We start from the raw sequence: 14,234 nt of genomic DNA, 5'->3' as shown, positions 1-14,234 counted from the left end.
TCAGGCTATGCAGGGTCGGTCAGTACGGTGTCGGCGGTGATCGGGAGCGCGCGTACCCGGATCCCGGTCGCGTGATGGACCGCATTGGCGACCGCGGCGGCGGCGCCGACGATTCCGATCTCGCCCGCGCCGCGCGATCCCATCGGGTTGGTGTGCTCGTCCACTTCGTCCAGCCAGATCGCGTCGATGTCCTGGACGTCGGCGTGCGCGCTGATGTGGTAGGACGCCAGGTCGTGGGTGACGATATGGCCGAACCGGTGGTCGCGCACGCTCTCCTCGTGCAAGGCCCCGGAGATACCCATCGTCATCCCGCCGATCAGCTGCGAACGCAGGGTGCGCGGGTTGATCGCCCGGCCGATGGAGAACACGCCCAGCATGCGCGGGATACGGATCTCGCCGGTGTCGCGATGGACCCGCGCTTCGACGAAATGGGCGCCGAACGAATGTAAGGCGAACTTCTCGGCGTCCGGGTTCTTCGCCGGCTGGGCGCTGGTGTGGGCGCCGACCGCGGGGGTTTCGCCGTGCTCGCGCCGGAAGGCCCGCGCGGCGGCGACGACAGCCGAGCCCCACGAGCCGATTCCGGTGGATCCCCCGGCGACGCTGGCTTCGGGCAGGTCGGTATCGCCGATCCGCAACCGCACGGCGTCCGATCCGCAGCCCAATGCGTCGGCGGCGATCTGGGTCAACGCCGTCCAGGTGCCCGTGCCGATATCGGCGGCACCGATATCGACGGTGTAGTGCTCGTCGGCACCGAATTCGATCCGGGCGGTGTTACCGGGCATCGCCATGGCGGGGTAGGTGGCCGCCGCGACCCCCGTCCCGACCAGCCAATCACCATCGGTTCGTGCGCGCGGCGCGGGATCGCGCCCGGCCCAGCCGAAACGTTCGGCGCCGGTGCGCAGGCATTCGACGAGATGCCGTCCCGACCACGGCAGACCCGTTTCCGGATCGGTTTCCGGTTCATTGCGGATCCGCAGCTCGATCGGGTCGATACCGCAGGCCACGGCGAGTTCGTCCATCGCCGATTCGCCGGCGTACATACCGGGACATTCCCCCGGTGCGCGCATCCAGAAAGGCACCGGCACATCCAGCGCGACCAGGCGATGGGAGGTCCGCCGGTTCGGGGTGGCGTACATCGTCCGGGAGGAGACCGCCGTCTGTTCGGCGAATTCCTTGACCCGGGCGGTCGTCTCGACCACCTCGTGCGACAGCGCGGTCAGCCTGCCCTCGCTGTCCGCGCCCAGCCGCATCCGCTGCACGGTCGGCGTCCGGTAGCCGACCAGTGCGAACATCTGCTGCCGGGTGAGCGCGAACTTCACCGGCCGCCCCGCGCAACGCCGGGCAGCCAGCAGCGCGAGCACATTGTGGGCGTGGGGCGCCCCCTTGGAACCGAACCCGCCGCCGACATGCGGCGCCAGCACCCGCAGCTGGGAAGGTTCGAGCCCGAACAGCGGCGCCAGCGTCGACCGGACGGTGTGCACACCCTGCGTGGAGTCGTAGAGCGTGACCTGCGGCCGGCCGGTGGATTCATCCCAGAGCGCGATACAGGCGTGCGGTTCCATCGGATTGTTGTGCTCGGCAGGCGTGGTGTAGGTCCGGTCGATACGCACCTCCGCCGCCGCGAGTCCCGCTTCGATGTCGCCGTCCTCGGTGTCAGTCGGGAAAGTGGGATTCACCTGCTCGGGTGTGTAGCTGCCGGGGTCGTCGGCGTGCAGTTCGGTGTGGTGGGGTTCGGTCCGGTAGTCGACCCGCACCAGGTCAGCGCCGTGACGTGCGGTTTCGGCGCTTTCGGCGAGTACCGCGCCGATCAGTTGTCCGCGGAAATGCACGCGGTCGTCCTGGAGGATGCTCAGTTCGCCGTCGGAGGTATCGGCGAGAGCGGGGGCGTCGAATACGGTCAGCGCCGCGATCACCCCCGGGAGCTGCAGTGCGTCGCCTGTGTCCATGGCATTCACCCGGCCCCGGGCCACGGTGGCCTGGACGGGATGCAGATACAGGGGATTGTCCACGGGATGTTCGACGGCATACGGCGCCGTACCGGTGACCTTGGCGTGCCCATCCAGCCTGGTCAGCGGCGTACCCATCGAATCGGCCGGTATCAGTGTCATCGCTGTGCCTGTTCGGTGAGGGCCTGCAGGGTCGATAGCAGGGTGCGGCGGGCGAGTTCGACCTTGAACTCGTTACCCTCCAGCGGCCGCGCGTCGGCGAGTTCGGCATCCGCGGCCCGTTCGAAGGTCTGCCGGGTCGCCGGGGCCGCGGTGAGCGCTGCTTCGGCCCGCTGCGCACGCCACGGCCGGTGCGCAACCCCGCCGAGCGCCAGCCGCGCGGACCGGATCGTGCTGCCGTCGGATTCGAGGGCCAGTTCGGCCGCTACCGAGACCAGCGCGAATGCGTAGGAGGCACGATCGCGCACCTTGCGATAGTCCGCCACCACCCCGTCCGGTGGGGCCGGGATTTCGATTCCGGTGATCAGCTGACCGTGGGCCAGAACGGTGTCATGCTCGGGATGGTCCCCGGGCAGACGGTGGAACTCGGTGAGCGGAATCCGCTGTTCGCCGTCGGTGTTCTCGGTCACCACCTCGGCATCCAGCGCCGCGAGCGCGACCGCCATATCCGACGGATGCACCGCCACACAGTGCTCGGAAGCCCCGAGGATCGCGTGATAGCGGACGTACCCGCCGAGTGCCGCGCAACCGCTGCCGGGCTCGCGCTTGTTACACGGCGTCGACACATCCTGGAAGTACACGCATCGGGTGCGTTGCAGCAGGTTGCCGCCGGTGGTGGCCAGATTGCGGAGCTGTCCCGACGCCCCGGACAGCAGCGCGCGTGCCAGCGCCGGATACCGCGCCCGGACCACCGGATGCGCCGCCAGATCGCTGTTGCGGACGGCCGCGCCCACCCACAGCCCGCCGTCCGGGGTCTCCTCGACCCCGTCCAGCGGCAACCGGCTCACATCGACCAGCAGTTCCGGCGCGGCAATGCCCAGTTTCATATGGTCGACCAGATTGGTGCCGCCACCGAGGAACGCCGCCCCCGGTCGTTCGGCCACCGCCGCCACCGCCTCCCGGGCGCTCGTCGCGCGCCGGTACTCGAACGGGATCACCGGGCCGCCGCCTGCCGGATCGCCGCCACGATATTCGGGTAGGCCGCGCACCGGCACAGGTTGCCGCTCATCCGCTCCCGTATCTCGGCGCCGTCGAGCTCCGCGGCGCCCGTGAGATCCGGGGTGACGTAACTGGGATTGCCGGCCTTCGCTTCCGCCAGCATCCCCACCGCCGAACACACCTGCCCGGGAGTGCAGTAACCGCATTGGAAGCCGTCGTGCTCCAGAAACGCCTGCTGGACGGGATGCAGGGTCTCGCCGTCGGGCAGCCCAGCGGCGGTGACCACCTCGGCCCCGTCGTTGGCCGCGGCGAAGGTCAGGCAGGTGGTGGCGCGCCGGCCGTCGAGCAGCACCGTGCACGACCCGCACTGCCCGTGATCGCAGCCCTTCTTGGGCGCGGTCACACCGAGCTGCTCACGCAGCGCGTCCAGCAAGGTGGTGCGGTTGTCCACGCGCAGCGTCCGCCGCTGCCCATCCACGTCCAGCGCGATATCGCTGTGATTCTCGGCAGCTGTCATAGCCGCCGGATACCCCCGGCTCACGCCCCAAACCGGAGACCCTCGCAACGAATCGTTGTCGTTTCCCCGGCGTGATGGATGGGACTGTCGAGATCACGCAGCCGTGCACCGCTACCGTTACGCCGCTGCGCGACGATCTCCGCGGCAATGGACACCGCCGTCTCCTCCGGACTGTCGGCGCCCAGATCCAGGCCGGTCGGCGCGGCGAGCCGCCCCAGCTCGGCCTCGGTGACCCCGGCCTCACGCAGCCGGCGCACACGATCGGCGTGGGTGCGCCGGCTCCCCATCGCACCGATATACCCGGCCTCGCTCCGCAATGCCGCCGCGAGCAACGGCACATCGAACTTCGCGTCGTGGGTGAGCACGCAGATCACGGTCGATTCGGTCACCGTCGTCGCCGCCAGATACTCGTGCGGCCAGCGCACCACGACCTCGTGCGCTGCCGGGAACCGGGCGGCGGTGGCGAAAGCCGGCCGGGCATCGCAGAGGGTGACCCGGTAGCCGAGGAATCGGCCCATCCGGGTGAGTGCGGCAGCGAAATCGTCTGCGCCGAAAACGAGCATGCGTGGTGGGGCGGGAAAGGACTGGACGAAAATACGGAGGTCCGGGGCGGTGCCGGTGCCCGGCAGATCGACGATCCGGGTGGTTCTCGTATCGGCCAGTGCCCGTACCCGATCCAGCGCGGCATCCGCGGCGGGGCAGCCGTCCCCGCCATCAGCCGGGATCAGCGCATGACGTGGCGCCGTATCGCCGGATCCGTCGAGGACCGTTGTCAGCGCGACGGGACGCCCGTCCCGAATCGCTGCCAGTAGCGGAGCGAGCACCGCGCGCAGCGAACCGTTCACTGGTTCGACGACTACATCGAGCCGGCCGCCACACGGCAGCTTCGGGGCCCAGAAGTCATCCGCGTCGTCGTACCGCAACTGCTCCGGAACGCCGCTACGCATGACCTCCTGCGCCCGCGCGCAGAGATCGCCGTCGACACACCCACCGGAAATACTGCCCACAACCTGGCCAGATTCCGAAACCGCCAGCGCGGTCCCCAGTGGACGCTGTCGTCCGGATGGACTATCCACCACCCGCGCCAGAACGACTGCGGATCCCTCATGTGACCACCGGAGTGCCGCCTCCCAGACCGCATTCATTTGATGTGGGAGATGTCCGGGTGGCCGGGGCTCGGGCCCGGTATGGCCGCGGGCGGCGGTGATTCCGGTGCGCCGGAGTTCGCCTCATTACTCATGCGTCGCGCTTACCCGCCGGATCCGTCTTCATGCGTCTATCGCCAGTGGCCATCGCGGCCCGTAGGCACAGGCCAACGGCGGTAGCCGACCCGAAGCGACGCCCGGAACCTATTCAGTAACCCACACGAGTTCTATGTCCCGCTCCGTGACCGGGCGGCCGGATCAGTGGGGTAAATGCGGCGGCAATGCACATCGACCGAAGCGAGGGCATAGTGGCAGGCAGCCTCCTCCGGCCACATTGAAGCGCAGGAGCAACCAACAGCTACTTGGGAGACCTGTTACAGGTCTGCAGTATTGGAGTCACGTTGCTGTGCAAAGCATTTCCTTGCAGCGCCGTCGGGCCGGCGCTTCGCCCGACCTTCGGGATCGCTTGCACCGCATGGTTCCCGGCGTTGCCGTATCGGATGCTGGACGGCTCGGCAGGTGAGTATGATCTGGCGACGTGGAGCTTGTCTTGTGCCAATCGCGGTGGTCCAGCGTGAACACCCGACGGTACGCGAACGCACCCGTACAGCAACCGTCACGGTCTGTGCGGAGCATCGGATGATCCAACAGTCCCCCTCCTGGATCGGGCCATCCGACAGATTGTCGAGCATCGCAGCGGATTCCACCCACAAGCCTCACCGGTGGAAGCTACGGCAAGGATTCGGACTGGACCGGATGCTCGCCCAACGCTCCTGAAGGTAGCCGTCTTCCCATTCCATACCTGGAGTTAACTCTTTGACGACACAGCACGAACCCCAACCGCAACGGTCCGCTTGGCGCGGATTCGGCGAGCCACCACCTCTGACCGGTCTGCAACGGTTTCCGACCTACACGGAGGAATTCGCGGCCGATCCGCACGAGGTCTACGATCAAATGCGCCGCCAGCACAAGACGTTGGCGTCGGTCGAGCTGGCACCGGGCGTCCCGGCCACCTTGGTGATCGGGTACTTCACCGCCATTCGGATCAACAACGACGACGCCCATTTTCCCGCGGACCCGCGCACCTGGCAGGAGAGGGTGCCCGACGACTGCCCGGTGAAACCCATGATGGCGTATCGCCCCAACGCGCTACGCAGTGCAGGTGATGAGCACAGGCGTTTTCGGAAGGCCAGCGTAGACGGCATCGAAAAGATCAACCTGTTCAATCTGAACTCGGAGATCGAGGACATCGCGATACCGCAGATCAACCAATTCTGCAGGCTCGGACAAGCCGATCTGGTGGGTCAGTACGCTTTTCCCTTGACGTTCGCGTACCTGAACCAAATGGTCGGATGCCCCCCTCAGATCGGTCAGGACGTCGCACAAGGCATGGCGCAGATGTTCGAGGGCGCCAACGCGGCCGAGGGGAATGCGCTGTTCGAGGGGGCTCTTGCTCGGCTGGTTTCGCTCAAGCGAACCGTGCCCGGTGAAGACCTGACGTCTCGTCTGATTGCCCACCCGGCCGATCTCACCGATAGCGAACTCGTCCAGCAGCTCGTGACCATCTACGGCGCGGGTATCGAACCGTTGACCAACCTGATCGCCAACACCCTCCTGCTGATGCTCAGCGACGGCCGGTTCCAGGGCGAGGGGGCTTTGACTACGCGGGATGCGTTGAACGAGCTGTTGTTCAAGGATCCGCCGCTGGCAAACTTCCTCATCACATACCCGCGACAGCCGATCCTGGTGGACGAGGTCTGGTTACCTGCAGACCAGCCGGTGATCACGAGCATGGGAGCCTGCAACAACGACCCGGCTATTGTCGGCGCCTATACCGACAACCGGTCTCATCTTGCGTGGGGGACCGGTCCACACACGTGCCCTGCCAAGTCCGTCGCGTACTCCGTCGCGCAGAACGCCATCGATCAGCTTTTCGATGCGCTTCCCGAGATGATGCTTTCCTGCCGGCCGGATGAATTGGTGTGGCGCCCCGGCGGGTTCCATCGGTCGTTGGCGGCGCTTCCGGTGGAGTTTCCGCAGTCCGGGCCCTTCTGACCTCGCCAGTGGTACGGCCTCGGGTGGTAACCATCCCGAGGCCGTACCCTACTCGGGCGCCGGCTGTGCGGTCAGTCCGTACCGGCAGCGGCGATGGCGCTCGCGTACTCCTCGACATATGTTCCGGGCGTGAACGCTGTGCGGAGGAGTCCGCTCGGAAGTTCGAACGCGTCGACGAGATCGTGTAGATGCGGAGCGAGCAGTTCGTGCAGTTGACTACGCATCTCCATGAGCGGCTGCGCAGTCTTCGGCAGGGGTCCGTCGGGCAGCATTTCCGTTCCGTGGCTCAGGCACTGGCCGACGGCGTAGAGCACGATGAGCTTCTCCACCACTTCCCGCGCTTCGGCAGGAAGCTCGCCGATCCGGTCTGCCAGCGCCTGGGCCGATCGGTGCGCGGTATGGGCTTCGGCAGCCGCCAGCGAAAGACCGTAGATCGCGTCCCATCGTTCCTGACGGCTTCCGGTCGCGTTTGCGTACGCCTCGAGCGTCCGGTGATGCAGGAAACGGGCCCGGGCATCGAGCCAGCCCAACCACTGGCCGGGAGTATCGATATCGAAGAGCTGGTCGTCCCAACTCGATGGCGTCCACGCATCCGGCAGTGCGATGCGCCGATACGCTGCCTGCAAGCCGATAACGTAGCTGTCACCTTCCGCGGTGGCCGCAGCGTCGCGCAGCGCTCGGTACACCATGATCTGATTGTGCGCGAACACCCCCTGGGCCCCGAGTCGGTCACGTACTTCGGCGGTGACTCGCAGGGCCGTCGAGGTGGTGAAATTCTTCGTCAGCGACACCAAGTCGGTCAATTCCGGAGACTGCTCGTCGGCACCCTTCTCGATCGCCGCCGCAAACGCGTCGATCGCTACTTCCACCGACATGCCGGCCACGTAGGTCTCGGCGACGGCATCGATGAGCCGGTCGCGGTGTGCAGGTACGTCCACCAGTGCAATGCGCCCTGCGCCCCGGTCCATACTGGCGATATCGCGCTGTTCGGCATGCTTTACGGCAATGGCCAGGGACGCGCGGCATACCGCCGCGGACATCGCCGAAATCGCCAGCCTGCCCGCCCGCACACGGCTGATCGCACGCCAGACTTGATTGTCTGCAGGTATGGGCGAGACGAGCTGACCGTCGTCGTCGATGTAGGTGCCGGTATGTGACAGCAGGCATTCGCGAGACAGTCGAATGTGGTCGAAGCGAGTGATCGAGTTGTCCATCCCCAGGCCGGGCTTCTCGGGAAGCGCGCGGATGGTGATCCCCGGCCGGACCGTCCCGTCGGAATCGACCAATCGCACCAGGAACGGATAGTTTCCGCGGTTCTCGCCATCGATCAGCAACCGCGCGAATACGATACCGAACCGCGACACGCCTTTCACCGGCGGCGGGGCGGTGGTCGGCATGAACTTGACAGCGGTATCCGTCGGCGTGTCGAGTACGAAACTACCGCCATCTGCCGGGTCGTACGTGGCCGTGGTTTCGAGGTTCGGCAGGTCACTGCCGTGGCCTACCTCGGTCAATACGTACGCCCCCACCGCGCGACCCTCGAGTAGCTCTGTCAGAACCGCCTCGACCTCACCGGATCGCGAATGCTGCTCCAGCAGTGTGCCCAGGACGAGATTCACCTGCACCGTGAGCAGTGCACCGAGGTGCGGATCGACCACCGTAGCTTGCTCGTGCAGCGCCACGAGGGCACGGAGATCAGAAATCGTGTCGACGGCGGCCAGGCGTGGAAGCAGTTGCAGGTACCGCTCGTAGGCCCGCTTTCCGGGATCGTTTGTGGCAGCCCACCAATCCTGATCGAATATCGACTCGCTGAACACGCCGGTGTAACGTCGAGCCGCTTCCCGCCGACCCGCGAACAACACATTCGCCAGATCGTCTATATACCCCTGGGAAACCATCACTGCCTCCTACTCAATTCGAACCCTGCAGTGGTAGGTAATCCACTACAGGCATAACGCTGTAATCGCTCGTGTCCTCCGGGCATCTGGTCGGCTCATCGCGAGTGAAGCTCCCGGATGGGACGGTCCGTATGCACGATTCCCGAACGATCACGGATCAGAGTTCAACGCGCCGGGTACCACACACCTCCGGACGGGGGTTGTGGTCGACCGGTCGCATCGGAATGCGGGCCCAGACCTCTTTCGGCCGCCGGAGCAAGGTCTGGGAGACCTTCCGGCAGCCACGTTAGAGATAAAGGCCGACCATTGCATAGACGAGGCTCTTCAGCTCGGTCGTCATATGCGGTACCTTGTGTGTCCATCGCCCGCCCGGGACGTGCCGAGCACGCTGTTCCAGCGACGGGGATATCGAAGATGGCTGCTAGGGGAACATCGGCCATATCCTGCAACTTTCCGACTCGCGCCGCCGGACTCGTTCAGTCACCCCTGGAGGGGCGACAACCGGCGGCACCACTGTTGCCGCCGAGTTGCCATGACTTGACCGAGACACGAAAAGTATTGTGTCACAACTACCGTTGAGGTTCTTGGGTTAGGAGATATCACGACTGGTCTAGGCCGTTAACCGGTCGGTTCGGTGAGTCGGCCCTATGGTGCCTCGCCAGGAAGATGTCGATATCGAGCGAATTGTCCACGGTTCGCTGGCATCAGGAGTTCGGCCGGTCGGCATCTCACCGGTAGGCCTGCCTGCCACGCAGCTGCGCTCTAACCCCGCGGTGAACAGGAGCACGATGGCCGCATCGACAGCGATCACGAATCCGCTAGGGGACCGTTCGACCTATCCTCGGCCACTTCCTATCGGCCCCTGTAGAGGGGCCGATAGGAGCCGCACAGTTAGACTTTCAACCCTTTACCGGCGTGCGCCCCGGGTCGCGGACTCTGTGCGTCAATTGCGTAGTGCCGACCATATCCCCCTGGGCGATCGCCTGATCTTGACGCGCGGGCTCGTCGGCTCTGCTCTGCCGAGGGTCAGCGACCTGGCCGATCGTTGCGGCAGCGGGTATCCCACGCGGCGGCCAGATCGTCGGCCAGCACCGGTGCGCCGAGGACGTCATCGTCGAATTCGAAAGCGGCCAGTAGTGCAGGCAGATGGCCGGCGAGTTCGTCGATGGCCTCGTAGAGCAGGCCGTTGCGTAGCTGCTGTTTGACCGCTTTCACCGCCTCCAGGTCGAGCAGGCCGTGGGTGAGGTACCACGACGAGTACCGGTGGATTTGGTCCAATGCGAAAACGTCCCGTACGGCGGCGATCTCGGGATGGCTGCTTGCGTGCTCTTCGAGGGCCTGCAGGGCTTGTTCGGCGGAGTAGGCCTCGGCGAGTTCAAGGGCGTCCGGAATGATCTCGAGTCGAGCTTCCAGCGCGGGATTAGCCAGGTGCGGCTGTGCTTCCTCGGCAATCGTCAGTGTCCGGGCCCTGAGCAGGCGGGCGCGGTCGGCAGGGTCCGCGGGATCGTGGAGGACCGGTGCGGGCGGCGGTGTGCCCGCCAGCTGTTTGGCCAGTACCCTACCGGCGACCGAACCCATGACGGAGACGTCGCCCTCGCCTGTCATCGCGGCGTGACAGACTCCGAGGTAGCCGGCGACCCGGTTGGCACTGAACATGCCCTGGGCGGCCATCTTCACGCGGCAGTCGGTAACCGTCTGCAGTGCGTGCCGCTGGATGAAATCTTTGGCCAGCATCACCGCCACGACGGGCTCGCGAGCGGTCAGATCTGCACCCTCGAGAGAGGTTTTGACCGCGTTGCCATAGAGGGTGCGGGCGACGGTACCGGCCAGGTCGGTGAGCAGCGTGTCACGCACGTGGGGGATATCGAGCATGAGCGGCCGGTCGTCCTGCGTCATCGGTACCACCCGCTTGCTCGCGTAGTTCAGGGCGATATAGAGCGATGCGCGGGCTTCGGCGTTCAGGCAGGAGGAGAGCGCCAGGCGCCCGACGGTGAGCTGGCTACTCGCCGAAGCGAAGGCGCGTTTGCGGCTCGCCTCGTCGCGCCAGGTGAGTACGCCGTTGTCGTCGATTGTGGCGAGGTCGTTGCTCAGCCAGGCGTCGCGTTCGACCCGGAGGTTGTCGAAGCTGATCACCGAGTTGTCCATGATCACCAGGGGCTGATGGCCGAGCTGGGTAATCGACACTCCGGGAGCGGAGGCGCCGTCGGCGTCGCGCAGGCGCGCGGTGAACAAGTGGACCCCCTGGTCGACACCCGCCGAGTCGATGAGCCGCGCGCCGACGATGCACACCCGGGAAACCGGAATCCCGACGCTGGGCATGAATTTTCGCGCTTTCGGATCCGGGGTGTCGAGCACGAACCCGTCGCCGTCCCATGTCGCGGTGGTCCGCATGAATTGGATATTCGAGCCGCACTCGTACTCGGTCAGCAGGATGACGCCGACTGCGGTGGCGTCGTCCAGATCCATCAGGTACGGCGCGGCCGAATCGGAGTCGGTCAGTGTGGCCAAGCTGCCCGTGGCCAGGTTGTAGTGACCGGAGATCAACGGTATGAGGTCAGTCGCCAGCACGGCGCATTGGTCGAATACCGCGAACAGTTTGGGTAGGTCGGTCGCGACAGCGCGAGTGCCGATCTCCTTCACCAGGTCGGCCAGCTGGTCGTAGGCGTTGAGACGTCGCTGCTCCTGGCTCTGCTGTTCCGTGACGGCGTAGTCCGGGTTGATCAGGATCTTCTGCAGCTGCTGATGGAACTCCGGACTGCCGTGCCGAATGACCTCGGCCAGCGAAGTCTGTTCGGTGTACGCGTCGGTAGTCATAACCGTCTCCTATTGTTTTCCGGTCCCAGCGGTAACTCGTTCACCGTTGGGCATGCTGGGCCAGCGCCTCCGAACCTCGACGCAAAGGAACTGGGCGGCAACCGCGCTGTGACGCGGACGCCGCCGGAACCGGAGCGCACGGGAGCCGGACGGATCACCTGTCAAGAGATCAATTCACCACGCACCTTTTATCGTGGGGATTCGAGCTGCGAACCGGCCGAAGGGAGTCGGGCGCCGCGACCCGCCACGGGCACATGCGAAATCCGGCCGGCCGCGCAATCACGGTAAGGCAGAGGGGAGTTCCGACGGACGCAGCCACTCCAGCCGGGGGCGGATGGTGGGATGGGCAGTCGGTCAGGGTCGGCGGGGCGGTGGTGTGACCGTTCCTCCGAGTTGATCCTGCGGTCGCTTCGAATTGCAATTGCGATTGCCAAATAGTTGCCATAGATCGTCCGAAGCACGAAAAGTATTGTCTCACAACCTGTCTTCGGGCTCAGTGGACACGGTCAGCGCCACTGGTCTAGGCCGATGAGCTGGTGTTTCATGGATAACCTGCTGACCAGGTCGTACCCGGATGCGCCGAGGTGGTTCGCTGTCTGCGGATTCGCCAGAAATATTAGTCGACGTAACGGTCGGTACTATTTGTGGGTTTCCGTGCCCGGGCTGCGCGTCGATGATCGGAAACAGTGCCCGACCACGTTGCGGCGCCCGTAGACCACCGGATCTAACACGGGCGGTCTGCCATCGGCGGTCCTCTGTGGGCGTCGGTTGGCCTGTTGATCGCTACGTTCCGGAATGGTCGCAGCGATACCGCTACCGCTCGGATGGAGGATCGCAGTCCGCCCGGGAGCTCCCTGACGAATACTCGGAAAGAGTGGCGGAGGGTGCTGTCCGCCACGGTGAGCGTCGGTCAAGCTCCTGCGACGGAGATCGATTTCGTGTCGAGGAACCCCGCCAGCCCCTCACGCCCGAACTCCCGCCCTATCCCGCTGGCCTTGACCCCACCGAACGGCGCGTGCGGGTCCATGCTGTAGGCCTGGTTGATTCCGAGGGTCCCGCTGCGGATCCGGTGGGCGACGGCCAGGCCGCGGTCGATATCCGGGGTCCATACCGAGCCCGAGAGTCCGTATTCGGTGTCGTCGGCGAGTTGTACGGCGTGGTCGAGGTCGCGATAGGTGAGCACGGTGAGTACCGGGCCGAAGATTTCTTCCCGGGCGATCCGCATGGTGGATTCCACGTCGGTGAACAGGGTCGGTTGTACGTACCAGCCGCGGTCGAGGCCGGTGGGGGGCCGATGGCCGCCGGTGATGAGGCGGGCGCCTTCGCCGGTGCCCAGCTGGATGTAGTCGCGGATACGTTGCCGCTGGCGGGCGGTGACCACGGGGCCGATGCGGGTGGAGTCGTCGGCCGGGTCGCCGACCGTGAGCCCGTTCACCATGGCGGCCACGGCGTCGATGTATTCGGTGCGGCGGTGGTGCGGTACCAGGATCCGGGTCTGGGCGACACAGGCCTGGCCACCGTTCATCAATGCGGCGACCTGGATTCCGGCGGCGACTTCCGCCGGGTCGGCGTCGTCGAGGACTACCGCGGCCGATTTACCGCCGAGTTCCAGGCTCACCCGTTTCAGCGCGGCGCCGCATGCCGCGGCGACCTCGCGGCCCGCCGCGGTGGAGCCGGTGAAGGACACTTTGTCGATATCGGGTTGCACCACCAGGTACCGGCCGGTATCGCGATCACCCGGGAGGATGGATACGACTCCGGGCGGAATTTCGCTGTCCGCGACGAGTTCCGCCATCAGGTAGGCGTCCAGCGGTGTCTCCGGTGAGGGTTTGAGCACCACGGTGCAGCCCGCGAGCAGCGCGGGAACCAGTTTGGCGACGACCATCAGCATCGGCATATTCCAGGGGGCGACGGCTCCGACCACACCGACCGGTTCGTGCCGGACCTGGATATCGCTGCCGTAGTAGCCGGGGCGCGACTCCTGCCACGGGAAGCCGGCGGCGAGATCGGCCAGCGCCCGCATCATCACACCGGGGAGCCGGGCATGCGCCGAGCGGGAGAAGGTGATCGGCGCACCCATTTCCGCGGTGACGAGCTGGGCGATCTCCTCGACGCGTTCCTCGTAGCGGCCGGCGAGGTCGCGGACGATCCGGATGCGCTCGGCGGGATCGAGGCGCGGCCAGGGCCCGGTGTCGAAGGCCTGGCGCGCGGCCGCGACGGCGCGATCGATATCGGCGGGCGCGGGGGCGGCGATTCGTGCGATGGGGTCTTCGGTGTGCGGGGAGATCACCTCGAAGGCGAGGTCGGATCCGGGTGGCACCCATTCGCCCCCGATGAAGAGACTCTCGTACCGGCGCATGCGGGGGTTCCTGTCAGGCTGTGTGCACGCTGAGTTCGCGAAGCAGGCGGACGGTGGGTGGTGGGTCGGACTGGACCGCTACCGGTTTCGACATCTCCCCGGATCGCGCCCGGGCACCCATACTCGCCTGCACGGCTTCGAGGTCGTCGGCTTCGATCTCGTAGAGCGCGATGAAACTTCCGTCGCCGACCAGGGGTTCCAGCCGGCGAGCGGAGACTATCCCGTCGATCTCGAGCATTTCGCCGATATGGGTTCCTGCGTACCAGCGGTGGTACTCGTCGAGTTCTTCCGGTGAGCTGGGGCGGGATTCGACGTAGAGAATTCCTTTTGGCACGGGTGTTT

The 14,234-nt window shown here is 66.0% G+C and carries 9 protein-coding genes; 1 reads left to right on the top strand and 8 read right to left on the bottom strand.

Going from position 1 to position 14,234, the window contains the following annotated elements:
• Positions 1-5 precede the first annotated feature (5 nt).
• Genes ON22_RS15260 through ON22_RS15245 form a run of 4 tightly spaced genes read right to left on the bottom strand, consistent with a single transcriptional unit; the run spans position 6 to position 4,766 of the window.
• The gene (locus tag ON22_RS15260; RefSeq protein WP_033242608.1) at positions 6-2,108 is read right to left on the bottom strand and encodes a xanthine dehydrogenase family protein molybdopterin-binding subunit; all 2,103 of its coding nucleotides are present in this window, start codon (positions 2,106-2,108) and stop codon (positions 6-8) included.
• Positions 2,105-3,103: an FAD binding domain-containing protein gene (locus tag ON22_RS15255; protein WP_033242984.1), complete on the bottom strand. Its 999-nt coding sequence runs from the start codon at positions 3,101-3,103 to the stop codon at positions 2,105-2,107. Before ON22_RS15255 ends, ON22_RS15260 begins: the two co-directional genes overlap by 4 nt.
• Positions 3,100-3,621: a 2Fe-2S iron-sulfur cluster-binding protein gene (locus ON22_RS15250; protein ID WP_033242609.1), complete on the bottom strand. Its 522-nt coding sequence runs from the start codon at positions 3,619-3,621 to the stop codon at positions 3,100-3,102. The genes ON22_RS15255 and ON22_RS15250 overlap by 4 nt, the downstream gene beginning before the upstream one ends.
• Positions 3,622-3,641: 20 nt before the next feature.
• Positions 3,642-4,766, bottom strand: coding sequence for an XdhC family protein (locus ON22_RS15245; RefSeq protein WP_033242610.1), 1,125 nt, complete (start codon positions 4,764-4,766; stop codon positions 3,642-3,644).
• Between the two features lie 816 nt (positions 4,767-5,582).
• On the opposite strand from ON22_RS15245, the gene ON22_RS15240 reads away from it, so the two are divergent.
• Positions 5,583-6,821 carry a cytochrome P450 family protein gene (locus ON22_RS15240; RefSeq protein WP_306306598.1) on the top strand — a complete coding sequence of 413 codons (1,239 nt, stop codon included), beginning with the start codon at positions 5,583-5,585 and terminating at the stop codon, positions 6,819-6,821.
• Between the two features lie 71 nt (positions 6,822-6,892).
• Here the strand turns inward: ON22_RS15240 and ON22_RS15235 are convergent, their stop codons facing one another.
• The 4 genes from ON22_RS15235 to ON22_RS15220 form a co-directional block, all read right to left on the bottom strand.
• Complete coding sequence (locus ON22_RS15235; RefSeq protein ID WP_033242611.1) at positions 6,893-8,719, bottom strand: acyl-CoA dehydrogenase family protein; 1,827 nt, start codon at positions 8,717-8,719, stop codon at positions 6,893-6,895.
• A gap of 1,026 nt (positions 8,720-9,745) precedes the next feature.
• On the bottom strand, positions 9,746-11,533 hold the full coding sequence (locus ON22_RS15230; protein ID WP_033242612.1) for an acyl-CoA dehydrogenase family protein: 1,788 nt from the start codon (positions 11,531-11,533) through the stop codon (positions 9,746-9,748).
• Positions 11,534-12,443: 910 nt separating this feature from the next.
• Positions 12,444-13,892, bottom strand: a complete 1,449-nt coding sequence (locus tag ON22_RS15225; protein ID WP_033242613.1) for an aldehyde dehydrogenase — start codon at positions 13,890-13,892, stop codon at positions 12,444-12,446.
• Between the two features lie 13 nt (positions 13,893-13,905).
• Positions 13,906-14,226, bottom strand: a complete 321-nt coding sequence (locus ON22_RS15220) for a hypothetical protein (RefSeq protein WP_033242614.1) — start codon at positions 14,224-14,226, stop codon at positions 13,906-13,908.
• Between the last annotated feature and the right edge of the window lie 8 nt (positions 14,227-14,234).

The sequence above is a fragment of the Nocardia carnea NBRC 14403 genome, assembly GCF_000308515.1.
GTDB classification, from domain to species: domain Bacteria; phylum Actinomycetota; class Actinomycetes; order Mycobacteriales; family Mycobacteriaceae; genus Nocardia; species Nocardia carnea.
Note: the sequence above shows the minus strand (reverse complement) of the source record. Positions and strands in the feature narration are given on the sequence as shown.